The sequence below is a fragment of the Nitrospirota bacterium genome, from assembly GCA_015233895.1.
In the GTDB taxonomy this organism is placed as follows: Bacteria; Nitrospirota; Thermodesulfovibrionia; order Thermodesulfovibrionales; family Magnetobacteriaceae; genus Magnetomonas.
On the sequence record JADFXG010000005.1, the window covers coordinates 58,947 to 79,309 of the forward strand.

General features: G+C 43.9%; 25 protein-coding genes. 15 read left to right on the plus strand and 10 right to left on the minus strand.

The annotated features are described in order from the left end of the window. The first annotated feature begins 100 nt into the window (after window positions 1-100). Entirely contained in the window at window positions 101-529 is a 429-nt protein-coding gene (locus tag HQK88_05715; GenBank protein MBF0616298.1) for a response regulator, read from the plus strand. Here HQK88_05715 and HQK88_05720 read toward each other — a convergent pair. From HQK88_05720 to HQK88_05765, 10 genes are all read right to left on the minus strand, one after another. After that, window positions 526-1,740, minus strand: a complete 1,215-nt coding sequence (locus tag HQK88_05720) for a beta-ketoacyl-[acyl-carrier-protein] synthase family protein (protein ID MBF0616299.1) — start codon at window positions 1,738-1,740, stop codon at window positions 526-528. The genes HQK88_05715 and HQK88_05720 overlap by 4 nt on opposite strands. Window positions 1,741-1,786: 46 nt before the next feature. Next, entirely contained in the window at window positions 1,787-2,053 is a 267-nt protein-coding gene (locus HQK88_05725; protein ID MBF0616300.1) for a glutaredoxin family protein, read from the minus strand. Window positions 2,054-2,082: 29 nt separating this feature from the next. After that, window positions 2,083-2,658 carry a flavodoxin family protein gene (locus HQK88_05730; GenBank protein MBF0616301.1) on the minus strand — a complete coding sequence of 192 codons (576 nt, stop codon included), beginning with the start codon at window positions 2,656-2,658 and terminating at the stop codon, window positions 2,083-2,085. 129 nt (window positions 2,659-2,787) lie between these two features. Then, window positions 2,788-3,417 carry a peroxiredoxin gene (locus tag HQK88_05735; GenBank protein ID MBF0616302.1) on the minus strand — a complete coding sequence of 210 codons (630 nt, stop codon included), beginning with the start codon at window positions 3,415-3,417 and terminating at the stop codon, window positions 2,788-2,790. 252 nt (window positions 3,418-3,669) lie between these two features. Beyond that, window positions 3,670-3,798 (minus strand): rubredoxin, encoded by a 129-nt coding sequence (locus HQK88_05740; protein MBF0616303.1) that lies wholly within the window; start codon window positions 3,796-3,798, stop codon window positions 3,670-3,672. 26 nt (window positions 3,799-3,824) lie between these two features. Beyond that, a complete protein-coding gene (locus HQK88_05745; protein ID MBF0616304.1) occupies window positions 3,825-5,069 on the minus strand; it encodes an FprA family A-type flavoprotein in 1,245 nt (414 codons plus the stop codon). A gap of 45 nt (window positions 5,070-5,114) precedes the next feature. Next, entirely contained in the window at window positions 5,115-5,276 is a 162-nt protein-coding gene (locus HQK88_05750; GenBank protein ID MBF0616305.1) for a hypothetical protein, read from the minus strand. Beyond that, a complete protein-coding gene (locus HQK88_05755; protein MBF0616306.1) occupies window positions 5,257-5,703 on the minus strand; it encodes a hypothetical protein in 447 nt (148 codons plus the stop codon). The genes HQK88_05750 and HQK88_05755 overlap by 20 nt, the downstream gene beginning before the upstream one ends. 23 nt (window positions 5,704-5,726) lie before the next feature. After that, window positions 5,727-5,834 carry a rubredoxin gene (locus HQK88_05760; protein ID MBF0616307.1) on the minus strand — a complete coding sequence of 36 codons (108 nt, stop codon included), beginning with the start codon at window positions 5,832-5,834 and terminating at the stop codon, window positions 5,727-5,729. Between the two features lie 35 nt (window positions 5,835-5,869). Beyond that, entirely contained in the window at window positions 5,870-6,286 is a 417-nt protein-coding gene (locus HQK88_05765; protein ID MBF0616308.1) for a transcriptional repressor, read from the minus strand. 372 nt (window positions 6,287-6,658) lie between these two features. Here HQK88_05765 and HQK88_05770 point away from each other — a divergent pair, with 372 nt between their 5' ends. From HQK88_05770 to HQK88_05835, 14 genes are all read left to right on the plus strand, one after another. Then, complete coding sequence (locus HQK88_05770) at window positions 6,659-6,973, plus strand: nucleotidyltransferase domain-containing protein (GenBank protein MBF0616309.1); 315 nt, start codon at window positions 6,659-6,661, stop codon at window positions 6,971-6,973. Beyond that, the gene (locus tag HQK88_05775; protein MBF0616310.1) at window positions 6,970-7,368 is read left to right on the plus strand and encodes a HEPN domain-containing protein; all 399 of its coding nucleotides are present in this window, start codon (window positions 6,970-6,972) and stop codon (window positions 7,366-7,368) included. Before HQK88_05770 ends, HQK88_05775 begins: the two co-directional genes overlap by 4 nt. A gap of 374 nt (window positions 7,369-7,742) precedes the next feature. Next, the gene (locus tag HQK88_05780) at window positions 7,743-8,531 is read left to right on the plus strand and encodes a c-type cytochrome (GenBank protein ID MBF0616311.1); all 789 of its coding nucleotides are present in this window, start codon (window positions 7,743-7,745) and stop codon (window positions 8,529-8,531) included. A 21-nt stretch (window positions 8,532-8,552) separates the two neighbouring features. Further along, window positions 8,553-10,397: a nitrous-oxide reductase gene (locus tag HQK88_05785; GenBank protein ID MBF0616312.1), complete on the plus strand. Its 1,845-nt coding sequence runs from the start codon at window positions 8,553-8,555 to the stop codon at window positions 10,395-10,397. A 74-nt stretch (window positions 10,398-10,471) separates the two neighbouring features. Further along, window positions 10,472-11,563, plus strand: a complete 1,092-nt coding sequence (locus tag HQK88_05790) for an FMN-binding protein (GenBank protein ID MBF0616313.1) — start codon at window positions 10,472-10,474, stop codon at window positions 11,561-11,563. A gap of 3 nt (window positions 11,564-11,566) precedes the next feature. Continuing rightward, window positions 11,567-12,457 (plus strand): 4Fe-4S binding protein, encoded by an 891-nt coding sequence (locus HQK88_05795; GenBank protein ID MBF0616314.1) that lies wholly within the window; start codon window positions 11,567-11,569, stop codon window positions 12,455-12,457. After that, window positions 12,454-13,773: a nitrous oxide reductase family maturation protein NosD gene (nosD, locus tag HQK88_05800; protein ID MBF0616315.1), complete on the plus strand. Its 1,320-nt coding sequence runs from the start codon at window positions 12,454-12,456 to the stop codon at window positions 13,771-13,773. The genes HQK88_05795 and nosD overlap by 4 nt, the downstream gene beginning before the upstream one ends. Then, window positions 13,770-14,672, plus strand: coding sequence for an ABC transporter ATP-binding protein (locus HQK88_05805; protein MBF0616316.1), 903 nt, complete (start codon window positions 13,770-13,772; stop codon window positions 14,670-14,672). The genes nosD and HQK88_05805 overlap by 4 nt, the downstream gene beginning before the upstream one ends. Then, window positions 14,659-15,489 carry an ABC transporter permease subunit gene (locus HQK88_05810; GenBank protein MBF0616317.1) on the plus strand — a complete coding sequence of 277 codons (831 nt, stop codon included), beginning with the start codon at window positions 14,659-14,661 and terminating at the stop codon, window positions 15,487-15,489. The genes HQK88_05805 and HQK88_05810 overlap by 14 nt, the downstream gene beginning before the upstream one ends. Before the next feature lie 22 nt (window positions 15,490-15,511). Then, entirely contained in the window at window positions 15,512-16,297 is a 786-nt protein-coding gene (locus HQK88_05815) for a carboxypeptidase regulatory-like domain-containing protein (GenBank protein ID MBF0616318.1), read from the plus strand. A gap of 162 nt (window positions 16,298-16,459) precedes the next feature. Continuing rightward, a complete protein-coding gene (locus HQK88_05820; GenBank protein ID MBF0616319.1) occupies window positions 16,460-17,191 on the plus strand; it encodes a carboxypeptidase regulatory-like domain-containing protein in 732 nt (243 codons plus the stop codon). Window positions 17,192-17,270: 79 nt separating this feature from the next. After that, window positions 17,271-19,028, plus strand: coding sequence for a cytochrome ubiquinol oxidase subunit I (locus HQK88_05825; GenBank protein MBF0616320.1), 1,758 nt, complete (start codon window positions 17,271-17,273; stop codon window positions 19,026-19,028). Then, on the plus strand, window positions 19,025-19,549 hold the full coding sequence (locus tag HQK88_05830; GenBank protein MBF0616321.1) for a c-type cytochrome: 525 nt from the start codon (window positions 19,025-19,027) through the stop codon (window positions 19,547-19,549). Before HQK88_05825 ends, HQK88_05830 begins: the two co-directional genes overlap by 4 nt. A 5-nt stretch (window positions 19,550-19,554) precedes the next feature. After that, entirely contained in the window at window positions 19,555-20,355 is an 801-nt protein-coding gene (locus tag HQK88_05835) for a cytochrome c (GenBank protein ID MBF0616322.1), read from the plus strand. The last annotated feature ends 8 nt before the right edge of the window (window positions 20,356-20,363 follow it).

The following is a 20,363-nucleotide window of genomic DNA, read 5'->3' on the forward strand; positions in this document are numbered from 1 at the left end:
TAAGTTTGCATTTTTGATATGGTTTGTGTTCTAATAGGCTAAATAGTAAGACATATAAGTTAGGCTGTGCTAAGGCAATTTAAGGCTGGGGGGCGGCATCATGCGGAAGAGTATCTTAATCGTTGAGGATGAATACATAATAGCTGCGGATTTAAAGATGACTGTTATGTCGTTAGGTTATGCAGTAGCGGGTATGGCAAATAACGGTCAGGATGCTGTCGCTATAGTTAAAACCACACCCATAGATGTTGTTTTAATGGATATAATGTTGTCAGGTGAACTCAGTGGAATTGATGCGGCAAAGGAAATCTACAGCAATTATGGCATACCTGTGATTTTTGTGACAGCATACACTGGTAATGATATAATAGAGAAGGCTATAGAAACTGAACCCTTTGGTTATCTTATTAAACCATATACAGATAAGGAACTCTATTCGGCTATAGAAATAGCATTAGATAAATATGAAAAGATAAAACAGCTGACAAAAATCAACAAATGGTATGAAAATAATTATACCTCTTATTAGTTTAGCGCGTCTAATACTAAAACTGTATTAACACCGCCAAAGCCGAAGCTATTAGTTAAACCGTAGCGAAATGAGCCTTTTAATTGTGACCTTGTGAGATTAACGTGGCAGTTTTCGTCCTGTTGGTTAACGTTAATTGTAGGCGGCAGAATTCCTTTACTTAAAGCCATTGCGGTAACTGCTGCCTCAAATGCGCCTGAGGCTCCGAGCATATGCCCTGTTATGGATTTATTTGCTGTGACGGGTATTGGCCTTTTACCGAATACTTTGTTAATTGCCATTGCCTCTGCATAATCACCCTCACGGGTGCCGGTTGCATGCACATTTATAAAGTCTATATCATCAGTGGTTATATTAGCATCCTTAATAGCCAGTTCCATAGCCTTAGCCTCCCCATCAGGATTTGGCTTTACAATATGAAAGGCGTCAGAGACATTTCCGTAGCCGATGATTTCAGCATACATATACGCTCTTCGGGCTATAGCCCTTTCGTATGATTCTATGACCATAACGGTAGCTCCCTCAGAAAGTACAAAGCCGTGCCGGGTTTTACCAAATGGCATTGAAGCGTTTGGCAGAGCTGATTTTGAAAGCGCTCCGGATGAGGCATATCCCATAAAACATAACCTGCAAAGCGGCGCCTCTGTGCCTCCTGCTAATGCAATATCTGTATAACCATGGCGTACCAGCCGAAATGCCTCGCCAATAGCCGTTGCCCCGGATGAGCAGGCATTAGAGATACCCAGAGTCTGTCCTGACATTTTAAATCTTTCTGAAATGCAGGATGCTGCCATACTCACAGTTGTTTTTGCCATCAGGTATGGGGATAATTTTTTTGCGCTGCCAGCGTGAAGTTTGCTCAAAGCCTGATCCAAAGTCGTTATCCCGCCACGGCTTGAGCCTATTACAACTCCGCAATTTTCAAGAGATCCATCACTTATGTTGCCGTTTAATCCGGCATCATTAATAGCCATCCCTGCCGAGGCCAAAGCATAATGAATAAAAGGATCAAGACGCAGCATTTCCCTCTCAGTTAAATACGCAGAGGGCGAAAATCCCCGTAGTTTACCCGCTGCATTTACAGTACCTGTAAAATCGTCACGGAAAAAACTTATTCCACTCACTCCGGATAATAAATTCCCCCATGACTCACAAAATGTGCTCCCAATGGGGGTTACCGCCCCAATACCGGTTATAACCACACGTGTCATTGCCTAAAACCTGTGCAGGATATCACATTCAAAATATCGCCTGATTCTACAGTTGGTTGAAAAAGCCGTTTATTACCTGTTCATCATATCCAACCATTACCTTGGCCCCTCCATCCACTACCACTGTTGGAAAGGTTTCTCTTGGATTGTACTTTCTTAATTCTTTTAACAGTTTCTCTCTTGAGTCAGTATCAACCGTGTCCAGTTCAACCAGTATATATTCTAACCCTTTATCGTTTAAGTACGTCTTAGTTTTTTTGCAAGCCTGACATGTGCTTAGTGCAAAGAGAACTATTTTGCTCTTCTGTTCCATAGTAGCATCATCCTTTGAAGTTTTTATTATTAATCTGCGGCAATCAGGCGCACTGCAGCCTCATAGACTTCGCTTAATGCCGTTGTATGCTCTTTTATTGCACCCTTTTTATCAATGCCGTCAAAATAAATTGTTTCATGGACTGGTACGCTTATCGTTCTAAAAAAAGCTTTGGCTGTGGCCTCACCACTTTTGAAACCGATCTCTTTTTTCATGCCTCCGACCATAATCAAAAGCCCTTTCCTGCCAGGAGGCCCGCTCACTATTGGTTGGTTAAGCAGATACTTTTCACACCACAGCGCTTGTGCTCTGTCAATTAAGGCTTTAATCTGAGCCGTCAAACTAAAAAAGAAAATCGGTGAGGCAAGTATAAACCTCTCCGATTCATATATGGCTTTGTAAACGTCCGCCATGTCATCTAATATGACACACTGTCCGGTTTGATCACATCCGCCGCAATTTATGCACGGCGATATGTTCATCTCCGAGGGGCGAAACAGTGTCACAGTGTGTCCTCTGTCCTTTATCGCACGTAATGCCTCATCCAGAAGAATCTCCGTGTTGCCCCCAAATCGTGGACTGCCTAAAAACGCTGTTACTTTCATTTTCTTCTTCTCTTACAGTGTAACCGCTTATAAGTATTAACATTATCCTCGGCAGCTGTAGTTTTTTAAGGGGCGGCAGTTTTTTTCAACTACCACCGCCCCTCAATGGATTTATACATTAACTACTTATCAGCTTAACGCTTCAAACACCTTGCCTACTAAGGCAGCGCCTGGCTTTAGAGTCTTATCTCCCTCTTTTTTCCACTTAGACGGACACGTTTCCGCTCCGTGTTTGGACAGGTATATGTTGGCTTTGAGTTTCCTTAAAAGCTCATCCATGTTCCTGCCAAGATTGTAGAAGTTTATCTCTGAATTTAAAAGCGTACCCTCCGGGCTTATTATGAAGCTGCCCCTGAGATCAAGTCCGTTTTCCTCGTTATAGACGCCAAATAATCTTGATATATTACCGGTTGGGTCAGAACCCATCGGGTATTTAACATTGGCCAGGGATTTTTCGTCTCTTTGCCACGCCAGATGCACAAATTTAGTGTCAGTGCTGACAGTGATAACCTCTGCCCCCTCCTTTTTAAACTCTTCATAAAGGTCGGCAAGCGCCGCAAACTCGGTAGCGCATACAAAAGTGAAATCCGCAGGGTAAAACACTATCACTGTCCACTTACCGGCAGCTTTGAGTTTTTCCAGAGATACCTCGCCAAAATCGCCCTTTGACGGCTCAAATGTCTCCACCGTAAAATCCGGCACAAGCTGTCCTGTTTTTAATCCGCAACACACCGCATCCAATATATCCTCTTGCGTCATAGTTAAACCCTCCTTTTGAAAAATGTTTTTAACCTACTTATCGGCTGAAAGCCAACGGCTTCCTGCCTTTACTATAATTGTTTCACCAAAAGATATTTTTCCCACACATATCATACCAAGTTGCGTTCAGATGCATAACGAGGCGGCGAGAAGCAAGCGACGTTTCCCCTTATAGGGGATTCCCCTTTAGGGGAGACGTTGAGGAGCTTGCGACAAAGCCAACAAAGTTAGGCGATTGAAGGCAGCTTGGTATCAGACCTCTTCAAAAGCCTCCTTCGGTGCATTACACACCGGACAGGTATAGTCATCCGGCTGCTTGTCAAAAGGGGTGCCCTCTTTTTCATCATCATAAATCCAACCGCACACCGTGCATCTGTGCATAAACGTTCCTCCTTTGTTTATTTATACTACTTCATGCAAGCCGAATTAGCTGCACTGTAGTTTTTTTCGTGAAACTCTCTGACTGCTTTGGCAAAAGTACGGCCATATTCGTAACATTTTTCATGTTCTTCATTTTTTAGCCGGTACTGAATCTGTATGCCTGGCTCTATTACAGGAAGTTTCATGCTCTTAAAGGTATCATAGAGCCATTTAACGGCACCGCCTCCCCATCCGTAACTGCCAAAAGCGCCCATTAATCTGTCCGATGGCCTTAATCCCTTAAGGTGCACCATAAACTCCGCCACAGAGGGAAACACCTCGTTATTTAACGTGGGGGAGCCTACCAGACAAGCCCTCGATTTCCAAAACTCCTTAATGGCCACACTCATAGGGGTTGCCCGCAGCTTTATTACCTTACACTGCACTCCCTCATCTATTATTCCGCGCATGATGGGAAGCGTCATGTGCTCAGTGCTGTGCCACATGGTATCATATATTATAGCAATCTGAAGCCTTGCCTTACCCTCTGCCATATCTAAGTACATGTCGAGGACTTTGCCGGGGTCTTTACGCCATATAATTCCGTGGTCGGGAGCTATCATGTCAATATCCAGCCCCATGTCCTTTACTTCAGATATCTTGGATTTTATTAATTTGCCAAAGGGCATTAGAATATTGGCATAGTAGTCAACCACTGAGTCCTCAAGTTCGGTTTGCGAAGCTGAGGCTATAAACTCATCGTCAAACCGCGTTGTAGAGGCAAGGTGCTGGCCAAATGCGTCCTGCGAAATCAGCAGTTTTGCTCCGTCAACGTAAGTCATCATGGAATCAGGCCAGTGTATCATTGGAGTTTCAACAAACCTCAGGGTATATTTACCGGTCTTTAGGGTATCACCGGTTTTGACCTCTTTAATGTTCCATGAGGCAATATCGAAAAACCTGTCCATACCCTGCTTGCCCCTTTTTGTAGTATAAATTGTGGCAGAAGGGGCAAGCTCCATGATTCTGTCCAAAGAGCCGAGGTGATCATTTTCGATGTGGTTAATCACGATATTTTTTATCCTGGACGGATCAACAAGGCTTCTGATGTTTGATACCCCAACCTCTACAAAATCGTGCTTAACAGTGTCAACAAGTGTCAGTTCGTCATCCATAATGAGATAGTTATTATAGGTTGTTCCGCTTGGGGTAACGTAACCGTGAAAATCTCTGACTGCCCAGTCAACGGCACCAGTCCAGAATATGCGGGGCTTTATTTCAATAACATTCATTGTGCAATATCCTCGTGTAGGTTATTTTTACAGAACGCCTCCATTTTATTGTGCGCTCCTTAGAGGTTTTCCGCACTTCATGCAGACAGGGCCATCCTCATCGCTCCACACCTCGTTTTCATAGCTGCAACCAGCACACACGACAGTGTGAGGCACTACAGTTTTTATGCTGCAAGCCGGTTTTTCCTTAAACCGAGACTCTGTCATTGGCCTTTCTCCATCCCTGTTGCCTTAGTTTTTCCATTCTGCTGTTAGCCCAGGTTTTCATCTCAGAGAGGTATTTTTTGGGGTCAACTTTGGCAAGAGCCAGAATCTGCTCCCGCTCTTTAATGCTGTCTATATGGTCTCCCGGATACACTCCGCGCCATGAGCAGTAGTCCTCGTCAAAAATCAGCTCCGGAGATAGATTTCTCTTATGTTCTGTGGGCATGCCGGCAGCAAGCAAAGATGCCACCTCCATTTCATACTCAAGTATCCAGCCATTGTCTCTGACCATAGTGGCAGGATTAAAGTCAACGCCTTTTGAGCACTTAGGGCAATAAACGGCAAGCAGTGTCTCAGGGGGCAGGATTTCATTTTTAAGAGTTATACTAACCTCCTCTGAGCCGCAGTTACATTTAAATGAGTGGTCCATACACATGTTATTTCCCTCCCTTATTACTCTTGTTTTTTCATTGTGCCCTTATCGCCGCAGGCTGGGCATTTTTGTGGCTTACATTTGCCGTCTTTTTCGGCACCGCATTTTTCGCATTTAAACACCGCCATTTTTCAGAAGTCCCTCCTTTTTATTATTCTAACTGTTAAGTATCCGCTGCATTGTCTTTACACTGAGGGCAAAGACCATAAAACTCTATCCGATTACCGAAGATTTTAAATCCTAACCGTTCGTCCTCCGGTATTTCAAGCTCATAATCTCTTTCTAAGTCGGCAATCTTTTTGCAGCTTGTGCAAAACAGATGGTGATGAGGGGCCGTGACCGTGTCATAGCGTTTTCTGTTTGGGTCTATTATCAGTACCATCAGAGAACCCTGGCGCTCAAGAGTTTCAAGGGTGTTATAAACCGTAGCAAAAGACATAGTAGGAAACTTCCGTGAAACGTATTTAAAAATCTCCTCAGCCGACGGATGCTGCCTGTTTTCTTTCAGATAATCCAGAATCGCCATCCGCTGAGGCGTCAGCTTTAATCCTGCTTGTCTGTACTTAGCAATGCTCATCATTGTAATTGTTATATTCCCCCTGCGAAATACTAATATGTAATGATTACAAGATAGTAAATATTATCACATTAGAATTGTTTTGTCAAGAGAATTTTTTTGTATATTGTTGTATTGATTGTGCTGGTTATTGCCTGGTAGAATACCTATAAAAAAACAACAGAATTGTTGCTGTATTCAAAATTCAAAAAGATGGGTGGGGGGTAGCATGTTCATAGATAAGGACTGTTGGCAGGTTGTTGGGGAAAATATGCCTGTTATATAACTAAAACTAGTTAAGAGCAAGTGGTTACCAGCCGTTGGAGGGTGGTTATTGCTTGCTGTCATTGCGTGGTTATTAGAACGAAATAACCGAATTTGTGCTAAAATTATATTATGAAGGTATATGATCCTGTTCTTGCGCGATTTCGTGCGGCGCTTGATGAAATTTACGGCGACCGTATTGACCGTGTAGTGTTGTTCGGTTCGCGAGCCCGCGGCGATGGGCGGGAGGATTCTGATTATGACATTGCCGTGTTTCTGAAATCACTTTCCGACAGGTGGGCTGAGCTGGATAAGTTGGCAGTGCTTCGTGTCAGTTTCATTGATGACACGGGTGCTTTTTTTGATGCATGGCCCTATTCAGCCACTGATTATCAAAAGCGCTCGCCTCTCATGCACGAGATCAGAGAGGATGGGCTTGACCTGTGACGCCGGAGGCAGAGCGCTTTCTCGAAAAAGCCCGGCAGCTTCTTGTGCGTGCCGACACAATGCTCAACGTTGGACTCAACGATGATGCCGGGCGTACTGCTTATCTTGCCGGATTTCATGCAGCTCAGGCTTTTATCTTTGAGCGTTTGGGAAAGACATTCAAAACTCATAAAGGTGTTCAAATGGAGTTTTTACGTCTGACCAAAGATTATCCGCATGTTCCGGCTGAACTTCGGATTTTTTTGTCTCAGGCTTACAATCTTAAGGCCATAGCCGATTATGAAACCGGTCCCAGCTCCGGGATTTCTTTGGAACGTGCGTCAGCAGCCGTTGAAACCGGTAAGCAGTTTGTGGCGCACATTACCGTTTTGATAATAAATATTCCCCTCATATAACACCACAATTTAACCCCTATATTATGATTGTACACACAGCAATTGCAAGACATGCGATCTTGTGACTTAAGCGTACAGTGACTTTAGTTATTGTTGAGAGGTATTTAGACGTGTTTAAATGTCTTATCATTTCATGGCAGCGTGTATAAAGATTTTGTTGGGACAAAAGGGTTCTGCATTGCGGGCTCTTGTAACGTCCATTTTTTTATTTTATATAAAAAAGGAGGTTGACGTACTAAAAGATTGTGGAATTTTAAAGAGTATCATTTTAACAAATGTCTCCATTTGGTAGTGCTGACACTATGAGCTTTACACTACAGTTATTTTCAAACCGCTACAAGGAGACATCAGGACAGGAATTGGGAGGGTAAAAAATGGTAAAAAATGCCGTAATAGTGAGTAAGCTGCTTGTGTTTTTGCCGGTTTTTCTAAGTACAGGATTAATATCAGTCTGGCTAAGTGTTAATCAAGCCAGTGCTGCCGACGATGCTGTCCATGGTAAAAAGGTGTTTGAAAGCCGCTGTGTAATTTGCCATGGTCCCAAAGGTGACGGCAAAGGATTAATGGACGTTGTGCACCGTAACGAAAAGAAGGGTATGGTGTGGACTGTGTTTCCACGGGATTTCACGTCGGGAGTGTTTAAGTTCAGGACAACTCCGACCGGTTGTCTGCCCACAGATGCAGACCTTGCCAGAGTGATAACCGGCGGCATACCCAGAGCGTATATGCCATCGAGTGCTGATTTATCCAGGGAGGACGTAAAGGGTGTCATTGCGTATATAAAGACTTTTTCCAAGCGTTGGCAAGAGGAACAGGCTTGCAGCAGTATCACTATAAAGAAACCTGCCTTTGTCGGCACACCTGAGTCGGTGGCAAAGGGTGAGAAAATATGGGAAAACATGAAATGCTGGGAATGCCACGGCAAAGAGGGCAAAGGAGACGGTACGAAGGCGGACAGTTTAAAGGACGACTGGGGCGACAAAGTGCTGCCATTTGACTTTACATCTGGTGCTACAAAGATGGGTTTTGCTCCGGAAAACGTTTATGCCGCTTACACCACAGGGCTTGACGGCACAGGTATGCCCTCGTATGCAGATTCTATAAAAGAAGAGGACAGATGGCATTTGGTTTCCTATACATTAAAACTAATGGGAAGGCTTTAGCAGAAAAGAGGAGGTAGAGATATGTCTTTTGATAGAAGAAGCTTTCTTAAGTATTTGGGAGTGGCAGGCGCAAGCGTTGGTGCAGGCATCGTTGCTCTTGAAAACATAACGAAAGATAGTGTCCAAAATACACTTTTAAGTACAACTGAGGCACATGCTGAGACTAAAAATGTAGGCACTCAGAGTAATGAGGTAAAACCCGGTGAGTTGGATTCATACTATGGTTTCTGGAGCGGCGGCCATTCCGGCGAGGTTAGAATCCTTGGTCTGCCCTCAATGAGAGAACTAAAAAGAATACCCGTGTTTAATGTAGATGTAGGCTCAGGCTATGGTATAACCAACGAAAGTAAGGCACTCCTGCGCGGACGGTTCTGCGGAGATACCCACCATGTCCACGGGACATATAAAGATGGCACATACGTTGCCAAGTATCTCTTTGTGAACGACAAACTCAACAACCGTGTGGCACGTATCAGGATGGACTACATGGAGGTGGATAAGATTGTGGATGTTCCCAATATTCAGGGAATGCACGGTCTTTTCACACAGAGGGCTCCAAAAACCGAGTGGGTGGTGTGTAACGGCGAGTTTCAGGTGCCGGTGCCTAACGCTTCATCCACTGACCCCAATAACTACTACGGTATTCATGCAATAATAGACGCTGAGAAAATGGAGGTCGTATGCCAGATTATGACAGAGGAAAACATGGATTTGGCAGCCACCGACTATGCCGGAAAGTACTCACTGGCTACATCCTATAACGTGGAAAGAGGCGTTACAATCTCTGAAATGCTCTCTGCCGACAATGACGCTCTTTTAGTCTTTAACTGGGACAGAATCCGTAAAGCACTGAGTGCCGGCAAGTACAAGACTATTAACGGAGTGAAGGTAATAGACGGCAGAAGGGGCAAGTCCGACATAGTGCTACGCATTCCGATTCCTAAGAATCCTCACGGCGTAAATGTCACCCCTGACGGTAAGTATGCCATATGCTCTGGAAAAGTATCGCCCACGTGTTCGGTTATAGACATAGCTAAGCTGGATGATGCGTTTAACGGTAAAATCAAACCGGAGGAGTGTGTCGTTGCTCAGCCCTACATTGGGCTTGGGCCGCTTCACACCACATTTGACGGCAGAGGGAATGCCATCACCTCCGTGTTTATAGACAGCACAAACGTCAAGTGGAACATCCAGAAGGCAATTGAGGCAGAGAAGAAGGGCGCTGAGGAAAAAAAGAAAAACGCACACATCGTTGACGTCCTTGACGTGCACTACCAGGTGGGACACATAGAGGCCTCGATGGCTGAAACAAAAGAGGCTGACGGTAAATGGCTCGTGTCTTTGAATAAGTTTTCAAAAGACAGATTCCTAAACGTAGGGCCTGCTAAAAACGAGTGTGAACAGCTTGTTGATATATCAGGTGAAAAGCTGAGACTTGTCCATGACTCTTCAGCCTACATAGAGCCCCATGACTGTATAATCGTAAGAAGAGACATAGTGGAAAAAGCCGTAAAAGACAGATACAACATGTCTGAGCATCCGCTTGCTGTAACAAAAAGCGGTGTGGAAAGAAAAGGAAACAAGGTCACTGTAAAGGTTACGGCAAATGCGCCTGTGTATGGTCTGCAGGAGGTTAAACTCAAAAAGGGTGACGAGGTGACAGTCATTGTTACAAACAATGACGAAATTGCCGACCTTGGACATGGGTTTGCACTGTCTGACCACAACATCAACTTTAGCGTGGCTCCGTTTCAGACCAAATCAGTAACATTTAAAGCTGATAAGCCGGGCGTCTATTGGGCATACTGTACGAATTTCTGCCATGCACTTCACCTTGAGATGAGAATGAGGTTTATAATTACTTAGAAACATATAACCTATAACAAGAGTAATCTCAGGCGGCATATACCGCCTGAGATTATAAATAAAGGGGTTTAACAGTGAAAGTCAAACAAGTTAGAAAAAAAGCGGCAGCAATGGCAGTGTTTATAATGGTTTTTTCATATTCGGTGGCGTATCCAGGGAGTTGGTCATATTTAGAGCACAGGTATGAATCTAAGCCCGGCGATGTATTAAAGGCAGATAGATTTGTACAAAAAGACCGCTACCTTGAAGGATTTTTGAGCGGTAAACTTGTGGGTTATGTGATTAACTCAAAGGACTGGGCTTCTAACCACGTTGGGTACTCCGGCAAGCACATTGAAACCCTGGTAGGAATGGATACGGCGGGAAATCTGACTGGTGTTAAGGTGCTTTATCACTCTGAGCCTATAGTGCTGATAGGGCTGAAAGAGGATAACTTAAATAATTTTATAGCCCAGTATGCCGGTAAGAGCGTTATAAAGGGCTTATCTCTTGGCAACGATATAAAGATGGATGCGCTAACCGGAGCCACCGTTACCGCTGAGGTAGAAAACGCAATAATATTGGAATCGGCAAAGAAGGTTGCCGCGGCAGCCGGTTTGATTAAATATAGTGACAAAAAAGGTAAGAAGATTAGCCAAAAATTTGAGGCTATGGGCTTTAGTGAGCTTGTGGCATCAGGCGGCGTTAAAAACCTTATCATAACCTCTAAGGATATGGGTATTGAGAGTAAAGAAGCGTATCTGGATTTATATTTCGGAGTCGTGTCGGCCCCCACAATTGGTAAAAATATACTGGGTGAGAAGACGTTTAATGAGGTAATGTCAACGTTAAAGGAGGGTGAGACACCCATATTTATAGTGTCCCGTGGACAGGGATCGTTTAAGGGCTCCGGTTTTGTACGTGGTGGAGTGTTTGAGAGATTCAGCATAGAGCAAGGAAGCAGAACCTATGTGTTTACCGACAAGGATTATAGTATTCTTACTGAGCTATCGGCCAAAGGAGCTCCGGCCATTAAAGAGGGCGGAGTGTTTATCATAAGAGCCAAAGATTTTGACCCAACCGTTCCTTTTAAACTTAAACTCATGGTGTCTTTAAGAGAGGGAGCAACAAAGAAGTTCCATGCAACAGCGGCAGATTATGCCCTTGCCGACAGGTTCACAGAGTAACGGATGGAAACCGCATTGTGGAAAATCATATGGACTCAAAAGATAGTGCACATCGTTCTTTTTGCTGCCTTGATTGTTGCCATAGCTGTGGTGTTTCTTTTTAGAGACCGTTTGTCAAAGCGGCCATTAGTTTTTAAGGTAATCCGCTACGGCATTTTAGTGGTTTCTTTTTTCTATGCAGGGTTGTATTTAAAAGCCCAGCCAACCACCACAAACATTGCCATAGCTATAAGTGCCGCTAAAGACGGCAATTTCCCTATGGAATTGTTTCTTATGGAGCCGTTTATTTTTCTGTCTTTTGCCTTTATTGCTATAAGTGCGGTTATATGGGGCAGGGGGGCTTATTGCGGATGGTTGTGCCCTTACGGTGCGATGCTTGAGTTATTAAACTCAATTGCCGGTAAGATAAAATCTCCATGGATAAATCTCAGAGTTCCTCAGGGGGCACACAGAGTATTGTTGAAACTAAAATACATAGCCCTTGCCGCAATTGTTGGCCTTGCATGGTATAACTTCATGCTTTCGGAGTTTTTGACGGAGGTTGAGCCATTTAAAACCTTTGTGCTAAAACTTAACAGGCAATGGTATTTTGTAGCGTACTTTATTGTGCTGACACTTCTGTCGGTGGTTGTTTACCGTGCCTTTTGCCGCTTCCTCTGTCCTTTGGGGGCAGCAATATCAATTCCTTCAATTTTAAAAAACTTTCTGCCTATGAGCACACTTAAAAGAAGAGCGCTCTGCGCCAGTTGCAAAGTATGCGCCAAATCCTGTAACAGCGCTGCAATCAGTACTACTGGCGACATTAATTACGCCGAGTGTATGCAGTGCCTTGACTGCCAGATGATTTACCATGACACACACAGATGTACAGGGCTATTAGGCAAAAACAAGTGAATAGTTGCCGTTTGATTTCATTGTTTTTTGCCATTTTTATGGTATCAGCAACAACCGGAGCTGCAGCCGTATTAAAAGTCGGCGATGGCGGCGTTAAGACTATTAATGAGGCTCTCAGTAAGGCAAAACCCGGCGACACGATAGAGGTTGTTGGCGGCACGTATTCTGAGACTCTTAAATTAAATAAAAAAATACACATTAAAGGAATCAACAATCCCGTTATAACCTCAAAAGGCGGCTATGTTATTGATATAACAAGTTCCGGCGTAACAGTCGAGGGCTTTACTATAAAATACGAGGGGAAACACGCTGCAGACGATGTCGCAATTCTTGTCCACAATGGATCGCAAGGGGTACTGATAAAAAAGAATGTTTTAAAAAACGTTATGTTTGGGATAAAGGTTGTAGAGAGTCTGGATACCGCTATTGTTGACAATACGGTAGAGGGCATAGAGGATAAAGATGAGAACACAAGGGGAACGTGTATAACTGCAGTTGGCACCCTAAACCTTGAGGTTAGCGGCAATAAGATTACAAGCTGCCGGGATGGCATCTATATGGAGGTCTCCCACTACGCAACAGTGACAGATAACGAGGTAACAAATTCCCGTTATGCAATACACACGATGTGGGTTGATTCGGGTAACTTCTGCGACAATATTGTAATTGACAATCTTGTAGGGATGGCCATCATGTACACCAAACACACCGTTGCAAACAGAAACATCGCCGTTGGAAATAAAACACACGGGCTTTTAATAAATCAAACTATAAGAAGTGAAATAAATGAAAATATATCTATCGGCAACACAAAGGGAATCTTTCTGTATAATTCCATAGAAAATGAGGTTAAATCTAATCTCGTAATGAACAACAACATTGGGATTCACAGCTGGGGGGGCTCTGAGGAAAACAAGATAACAGGCAATTCGCTGATTGATAACGAGGTGCAGGTAAAGTATGTGGCGGCTAAAGATCAGGAGTGGAACGGAAACTACTGGAGCGACTATCTGGGCTGGGACATGACCGGAAAGGGTAGTGGGGATATGCCCTATGAGTCAAACACGGTGGTCGACCATATTTTCTGGCGTTACCCTCTGGCTAAGCTTCTCTACAGCAGCCCGGCAATTCATGTTTTAAAAATAATAGAAAAACAGTTCCCTATACTGAAAGTCCCCAAGGTGACAGACAGAACTCCCTCTATGGCGCCTCTTCATAAAAACTGGAGGCTGCTTAAGGCTAAATACGCAAACTACCAGCCAGCCCGTTATCATGTGGACATACAGAAACTCTCCAACACAGGAGGCATCTATTGAAAATTACCTTTAATGAAGTGACAAAACGTTACGGAGACGTTGTTGCTCTTGAGAAAGTGACTCTTGAGATAGCGCATGGCGAGACGTTTGGACTTGTGGGGCCAAATGGCTCCGGTAAGTCAACTCTGATGAGGCTGCTGCTTGGCATAATTAAGCCAACTGAGGGCAGTGTGCTTTTTGACGGTGTATCGTTGGATGAAAAAGGCTGGATAGAGATAAGACGGCAGATTGGGTATATGCCTGAGCGGGTGTCGTTTTATGACAACCTGACGGGGTTTGAGACACTGCAGCACTTTGCCCGGATAAAGGGCGGAGGCGTCAGTAACATTAAAGACGTGCTCGGAAAGATTCTCGCCGATGAGGCACTTAGAAGAAGGGTTGGAGGGTATTCAAAGGGGATGAGGCAGCGGATTAACCTTGCTCAGGCACTTCTTAATAATCCCGCTCTGCTTGTGCTGGATGAGCCAACGTCGGGGCTTGACCCTGTGGGTGTGCGGGAACTTTACGGGATACTGGATGAGTTAAAGAGTGTCAGGAATATGACCATAGTGCTGTCTTCTCATATTCTGGCTGAGATAGAGGAAAAAGTGCAGAGAGTGGGAATTATGAAAGAGGGAAATATTAAAGCAACAGGCTCACTTGAGGAGCTTTATCGAGGGTTTAATCTTCCCCTTAGGTTGGTTGTGATGCTCAGGGAGGATGGTGACAAGCGGATTGTGGAACTTCTGAAGGCAGAGGGTTTGGACAATATTGCTGTCAAAGACGGCTCCCTTGTTACAGACTTACCGAGGGATAAAAAAATGAGAGTACTTAGCTGCATCTTAGAGCATAAGGATTCGTTTTCAGATTTCACGGTGCGGGAGCCAAGTCTTGAGGAGGTGTTCTTTGGTATTCACTGATGCGCTTAGAGCGATGGCTGTTAAGGAGTTATCGGATAAACTAAAAAGCAAATGGGTCATTGTAATTACGATTGTGTTTGCGGTTTTTACTTTGATAATCGCCTATTTTGGCTCAGTATCTTCAGGGGTGGTATCTTTTACAAACATGAGTGCCACCATAGCAAGTCTGACAAGCCTTGCAGTTTATTTTATTCCGATTCTTGCTCTAACCCTTGGAGGAGGAATCATTGCCGATGAAAGAGACAGACAAACGCTTGATTTATATTTAGCGTCGCCAATTTCTGTGTTTGAATTTTTAGCAGGGAAATTTATAGGGCTTGCCGCCTCACTGACTATTCCAATCATTGCCGGGTTTTGTCTTCCGGGATTTGTGCTTATCTTTAAGGCAGGCTCAGGGTCACTTGCCGGATTTTTGATGTTTGTTGTTAATTCCATTTTTTTAGGAATCATGTTTTTAAGCATTTCCTTTCTGGTATCCGTACTCATAGTGGAAAGAAGCAAGTCTATAGCGTTTACGGTGTTTTTGTGGCTTTTGTTTACAATCCTTTATGATTTGGCTCTGGTAGGGGTGCTGATTATCACAAAAGGGGTGCTTAGCCCTAAAATATTTTCTCTCCTTCTGATGCTTAACCCTGTGGATGTCTATAGGATACTTAATTTTATCACAATAGGGCAGTTTTCGGTAATTTTAGGGCTTGCCTCTGTGGAGCTTCCCGGCTTTATGAACAGGTATGTCCTGTGGGTGGTTAATCTGTTTTGGATTGTTTCTCCGCTTTTGATTAGCTACTTTGTGTTTAAAAGAAAATATCTAAAATAAAATGTATCGGAGGATTACTAAAATGCGTTTAAAAACATGGGGTTTCTTAACGGTTTTTGTGTTTATAGTGTTAGGCGGGAGTGCTTACGGCTACGACACTGTTGATGTTAAAAACGGTGCTACAATTAAAGGGGTCATTAAAAACAGTGGTGCAGTCCCCGCCGATGAGGTCATCAATGTGACAGAGGATCAATCAGTCTGTGGTAAAACAATCAATGCCGGCAAATATTTGATTTCTGATTCAAAGGTAAAAAATGTTGTTGTATTTGTCACAGATGTTAAAAAAGGAATGGCGCTGCCTAAAAAAAATGTGGAAATTACGATAGATAAATGCAGGGTGCTGCCGCATGTTTCTTTGGGCTTTACGGGCAGCGAATATGTAATTAAAAATAATGATCCAATTTTACACACTGTTCAGCTAAAACTTGGGCTTGACTACCAAAAGGAGATCTCAAAGCGGCCACTTGAGGACGGTTCCACTATCTTAAATCTTGCCTTTCCCACACAGGGGATGGAACTTAGAAAACCAATACGGGATTTCCACAGATTTACTAAAGACACAGGCTACATTCGCGTTAAGTCAAACGCCCATCCGTGGCTAAGAGGCATTGTGTTTGTCTTTGATCACCCGTACGCCGCAGTTTCTAACGAAAAAGGAGAGTATGAGATAACAGGGCTTATGTCCGGCAAATACACTCTGAGGTTTTGGCATGAGGGATTTGGCGAGGTGGAAAAAACAGTCGTTGTATCAGAAGGGGAAACCAAAACCCTTGATGTTGACTTAAGCAACAAATCTGACACCAGGTAAAGAACGTTTGGCATAACACAGTAACGATTCTAAAGTTACTTTAGTTACTGAAAGAACTGTAACAGATAAAGGATAATTCATTGGAATAAAACATATTTGGCAGAATCTTGATTTTCAAGATAATTGAAAAACTTTAAAGCGGTTTAAGTGGAGGTAAAGTAGATGAAGAAGTTAGTTGCTCTGATGTGTATGGTTATGTTTCTTTGTGTGAGTGCTGTGGCGTTTGCAGCCGATAAGTATGAGGTGGTGGATGTAAAAGATGGTGGGAGTATAAAGGGAATAGTGAAAACCTCAGGTGCGCCTGCTGATCCGGTTCTTGACATCAATAAGGACACAGAGTACTGCGGTAAGTCTCACCCTGCCGGAATGTATGTGGTAGGAGCCGGCGGTGGAGTAAAGAACGTTATCGTAGCAGTAGAGGATATAACCAAGGGTAAGGCCGCACCAAAAACAGACACGGTTATAGATAACCACAAGTGTGCCTTTGAGCCGTTGGTAAGCATTGCTTACATGGGGCAGAAGTATATCATGAAAAACAGCGACCCGATATTTCACAACACATCAATTGGTTTAATACTGGCACCGGGCAAAAAAAGAACCGTGTATAATTTAGCTCTTCCCAACAAAGACCAGACAATAGAAAAACCCGTAAAAGTAGCCGGACTTGAGAGTGTCTCCTGTGATGCCCACTCATGGATGCGTGCATTTGTTTATGCAACTCCAAACCCTTATGCAGCAATCACAGACGACAAGGGCTCCTTCGAGATAAAAGATATTCCTGCCGGCAAGTACAAAGTGAAGTTTTGGCATGAGGGCTTTGGCGAGGCGGTAGTGGATGTAGAGGTAAAGGCTGGCGCAACAGCTACACTTGACCACACATTTGCTAAGAAATAGATTTGGTATGAAACAGGTTCATCGCTGAGATGTGATGAACCTGTTGGTTTTTTAATATAAACTACATAGGGAGATTAATATGGCAGACGTTAGCCCATCTAAAAGCCTGATAAAAGGGGTTATAAAGTTAACCTTGTTTTTGGGCGTTGGTTTTGCTGTGCTTTTTATCCTAAACAAAGTTTTGTCAGCGCCTACGGAGGATGGTTACAGGTTTTTCCCTGTAATCGGGAGCCGCGTGTGGGTTTGGATAATAGCGCAGCTTCACCTTAATTTTGCCGCTTTTGTCCTGGGGGTTCCGATTTTTGCCGTTTCAATGGAGTTTATGAGCTGGAGGCGTAATGATGAGAGGCTTGACAGGATTGCCTACGATTTTACTAAACTCTTTACTTTGGCTTATACGCTTACGGCGGCTGTTGGAACGATACTAATGATAAGTTTACCAGTATTGTATCCAAAGTTTATAGACCATTTGATGAAAATCCTTGGGCCCACATGGTGGGTCTATGTGTTGGTGATGTACATTGAAACGCTTGTCTGCTACTACTACTTCTATTCATGGAAGCAGATGAAGGGCAGTAAAAAGGGAACGCATGTAGCCATTGGCGGTCTTCTTAATATCATGGGCATAACCATGCTTCTGATAACCAGCTCATGGGTTGGGTATATGACAACTCCCAATCCGCACGGAGTAAGTGAAACAGGCGAGCTAATTAACAGATGGCAAGCCATTAAGTCATACATGTGGATACCTCTTTCACTTCACAGGCTTTTTGCTAACGTGGTTTTTGGCGCAGGTATTGCCGCAGCTTATGCAGCTTACAGGTTTATAACCGCTGAGACTGACGAACAGCGCGCCTACTACGACTGGATGGGTTACACATCAGCTATGATTTCTATCGGGTTTTCACTGATTCTGCCCGGAATCGGATATCTGCTTGGTGTGGAAATTTACTCTTTTAACGAACAGATGGGAATTCAGCTTATGGGCGGGTTTTTTGCATGGCTCTGGGTTATGCAGGCAATTCTTATCGGAGCTATTCTTATGTTTGTTAACTATTACCTGTGGATTTCCCTGAATAAGATGCCAGGGGGCGAAAGGTATTTTAAATACGTTAAATATCTGTTTATCGTAAACCTGCTGGGGTATGCCGTGTGGCTTACTCCGCACAGCATAGCGCTTAGCCTTGAGGAGGCAAGACGGATGGGAGCGTATCACCCTGTGTTGGGAAGTCTTGGCGTTATGGCCTCTAAAAACACTGCCGTTGTTGTGTCATATATGGCCACATTTTTAAGTTTTACCATATTTAAAATAAGTAACAAAGAGCCGATAGTGAGCTGGGCTAAGCTTGGGCATACCATCAGAGCTGCCGTAATAGTGCTTTCTACTGCCGCTGCCATCGCCATAGGTATTTACAGTTATATGGTGACATCTGCGGTGAGAGTGAAAGTGCTGTCTCCGATTCAGTTTGGGATATTTTTCCTCTCAATTATAATTCTCTTTGTGCTTGACACTATGATGTACAAAGGGGCGATAGTTATAGGGGAGCCCAGATGGGGCAAAATGCCGGAGCGGTCGCAGTACGCACTCATAGGGATAACGGTGACATTTACGTGGCTCATGGCAATGATGGGCTATATGAGAAGCGGCGGACGGCAGTTTTGGCACGTGTATGGAATCGTTAAAGACACAAGTCCGGATGCTTACTTACCGACTCATGGTTATGCAGCGGTTGTTTCCTCCATTGTTACGGTGATATTCTTTGCGCTGATAGGGCTTTTGTTTTGGAGCATTATGAAACTTGAAAAGGTAGCGGACAAGGGAGGGGCTCAAACATGAAAGGCGGTGTGTTGAAGTTATTGACAGTAGTGGTAGGGCTTAACATATTCTTTGCCTACATAGGACTATATTTCCTCCCTCAGTCTGAGTCACGCCCTCCTAAGGAGACAAAGATAGAAAAGGGGATTTCTCAGGACGATCTGATAGCAGTCGGTGAACAGATAGTCTTTAGCAAAGGACAGTGTATGGTGTGCCATCCGGTTAAAACAGAGGTTGGGATGCGGGCCCCTGCAATATCAACAATCGGTGTTGAGATGGAAAAAAGCGCTAAAGAGAGAAATATGAAATTTGAGTCCTACGTCTTTGAAGCGCTGGTTAATCCCTCAGCATACATTCAAAAGGGATTTGAAAACATGATGCCTCCCATCCACAAGCCTCCAACATCGCTTAACGATGGAGAGTTGATAGCGGTTGCTGCATATTTACAAAGCAGAGGCGCAAAGGTATCTGTCTCCTATCCTGAGTCAGTCCCTGTGTTGAAAGAACAAATAGATATAGAAGCCAAAAAAGGAGGTAAATAATAGGAATGATGAAAATATATCCTATAATTGCTGCCATTGGGCTTTTAATAACAGTGGTTTCAGTCTTAAAGAAATCCCCCTTTTTTAATTTCCTTGGTTTGCTTACACTGATATACGGACTTTTGAAAAGCGTGGGACTTATTACAGCTCCCTTCCCGGCTCAGGTTATGACAATGTACATGGCTATGTCGGTGTTTTCGCTGTTTATTTACTTTTCGATTCAGGAGTCAACATTTGAAGCTTTACTTGAACCGGTAAGAGCGGTCTTAGCCGATGACAACAAACGGATTTTAAGAGTGCTGATAGTGTTTATAGCCTTGCCGCTGTTTGCCGGGTATTTGACTTTTGATAAGGTAAAACCTAACTATGAACCGCCCGTATCGGCAAGAATAGTGCATCCTGAGCCGGTTTCCTCAATTGAATTCAGAGGAAAACCAATTACCATCATTGGGCTTGAAAATCCTCTCAGAAAAGATGCGGCCAACATGGCTGGCAATCTTGAGGCTGGAAAGAAAATCTACTATCAGAATTGTTTTTATTGCCACGGAGACGACCTTGACGGCAGAGGGCATCTGGCGCTGGGCTTTAATCCGGTTCCGCCCCCGTTTCGGGGAACTGACACTATAGCACAGTTACCGGAGTCCTTTGTCTTTTGGCGTATAGCTAAGGGCTGGAGAGGGCTGCCTGCAGGTAGCACTCCATGGAATTCTGCTATGCCGTCTTTTGAGGATTTACTGACAGAGGATGAAATCTGGAAAGTGACACTGTTTATCTATGAAGCCACGGGCAATAAGCCGAGAAGTTAACTAACACA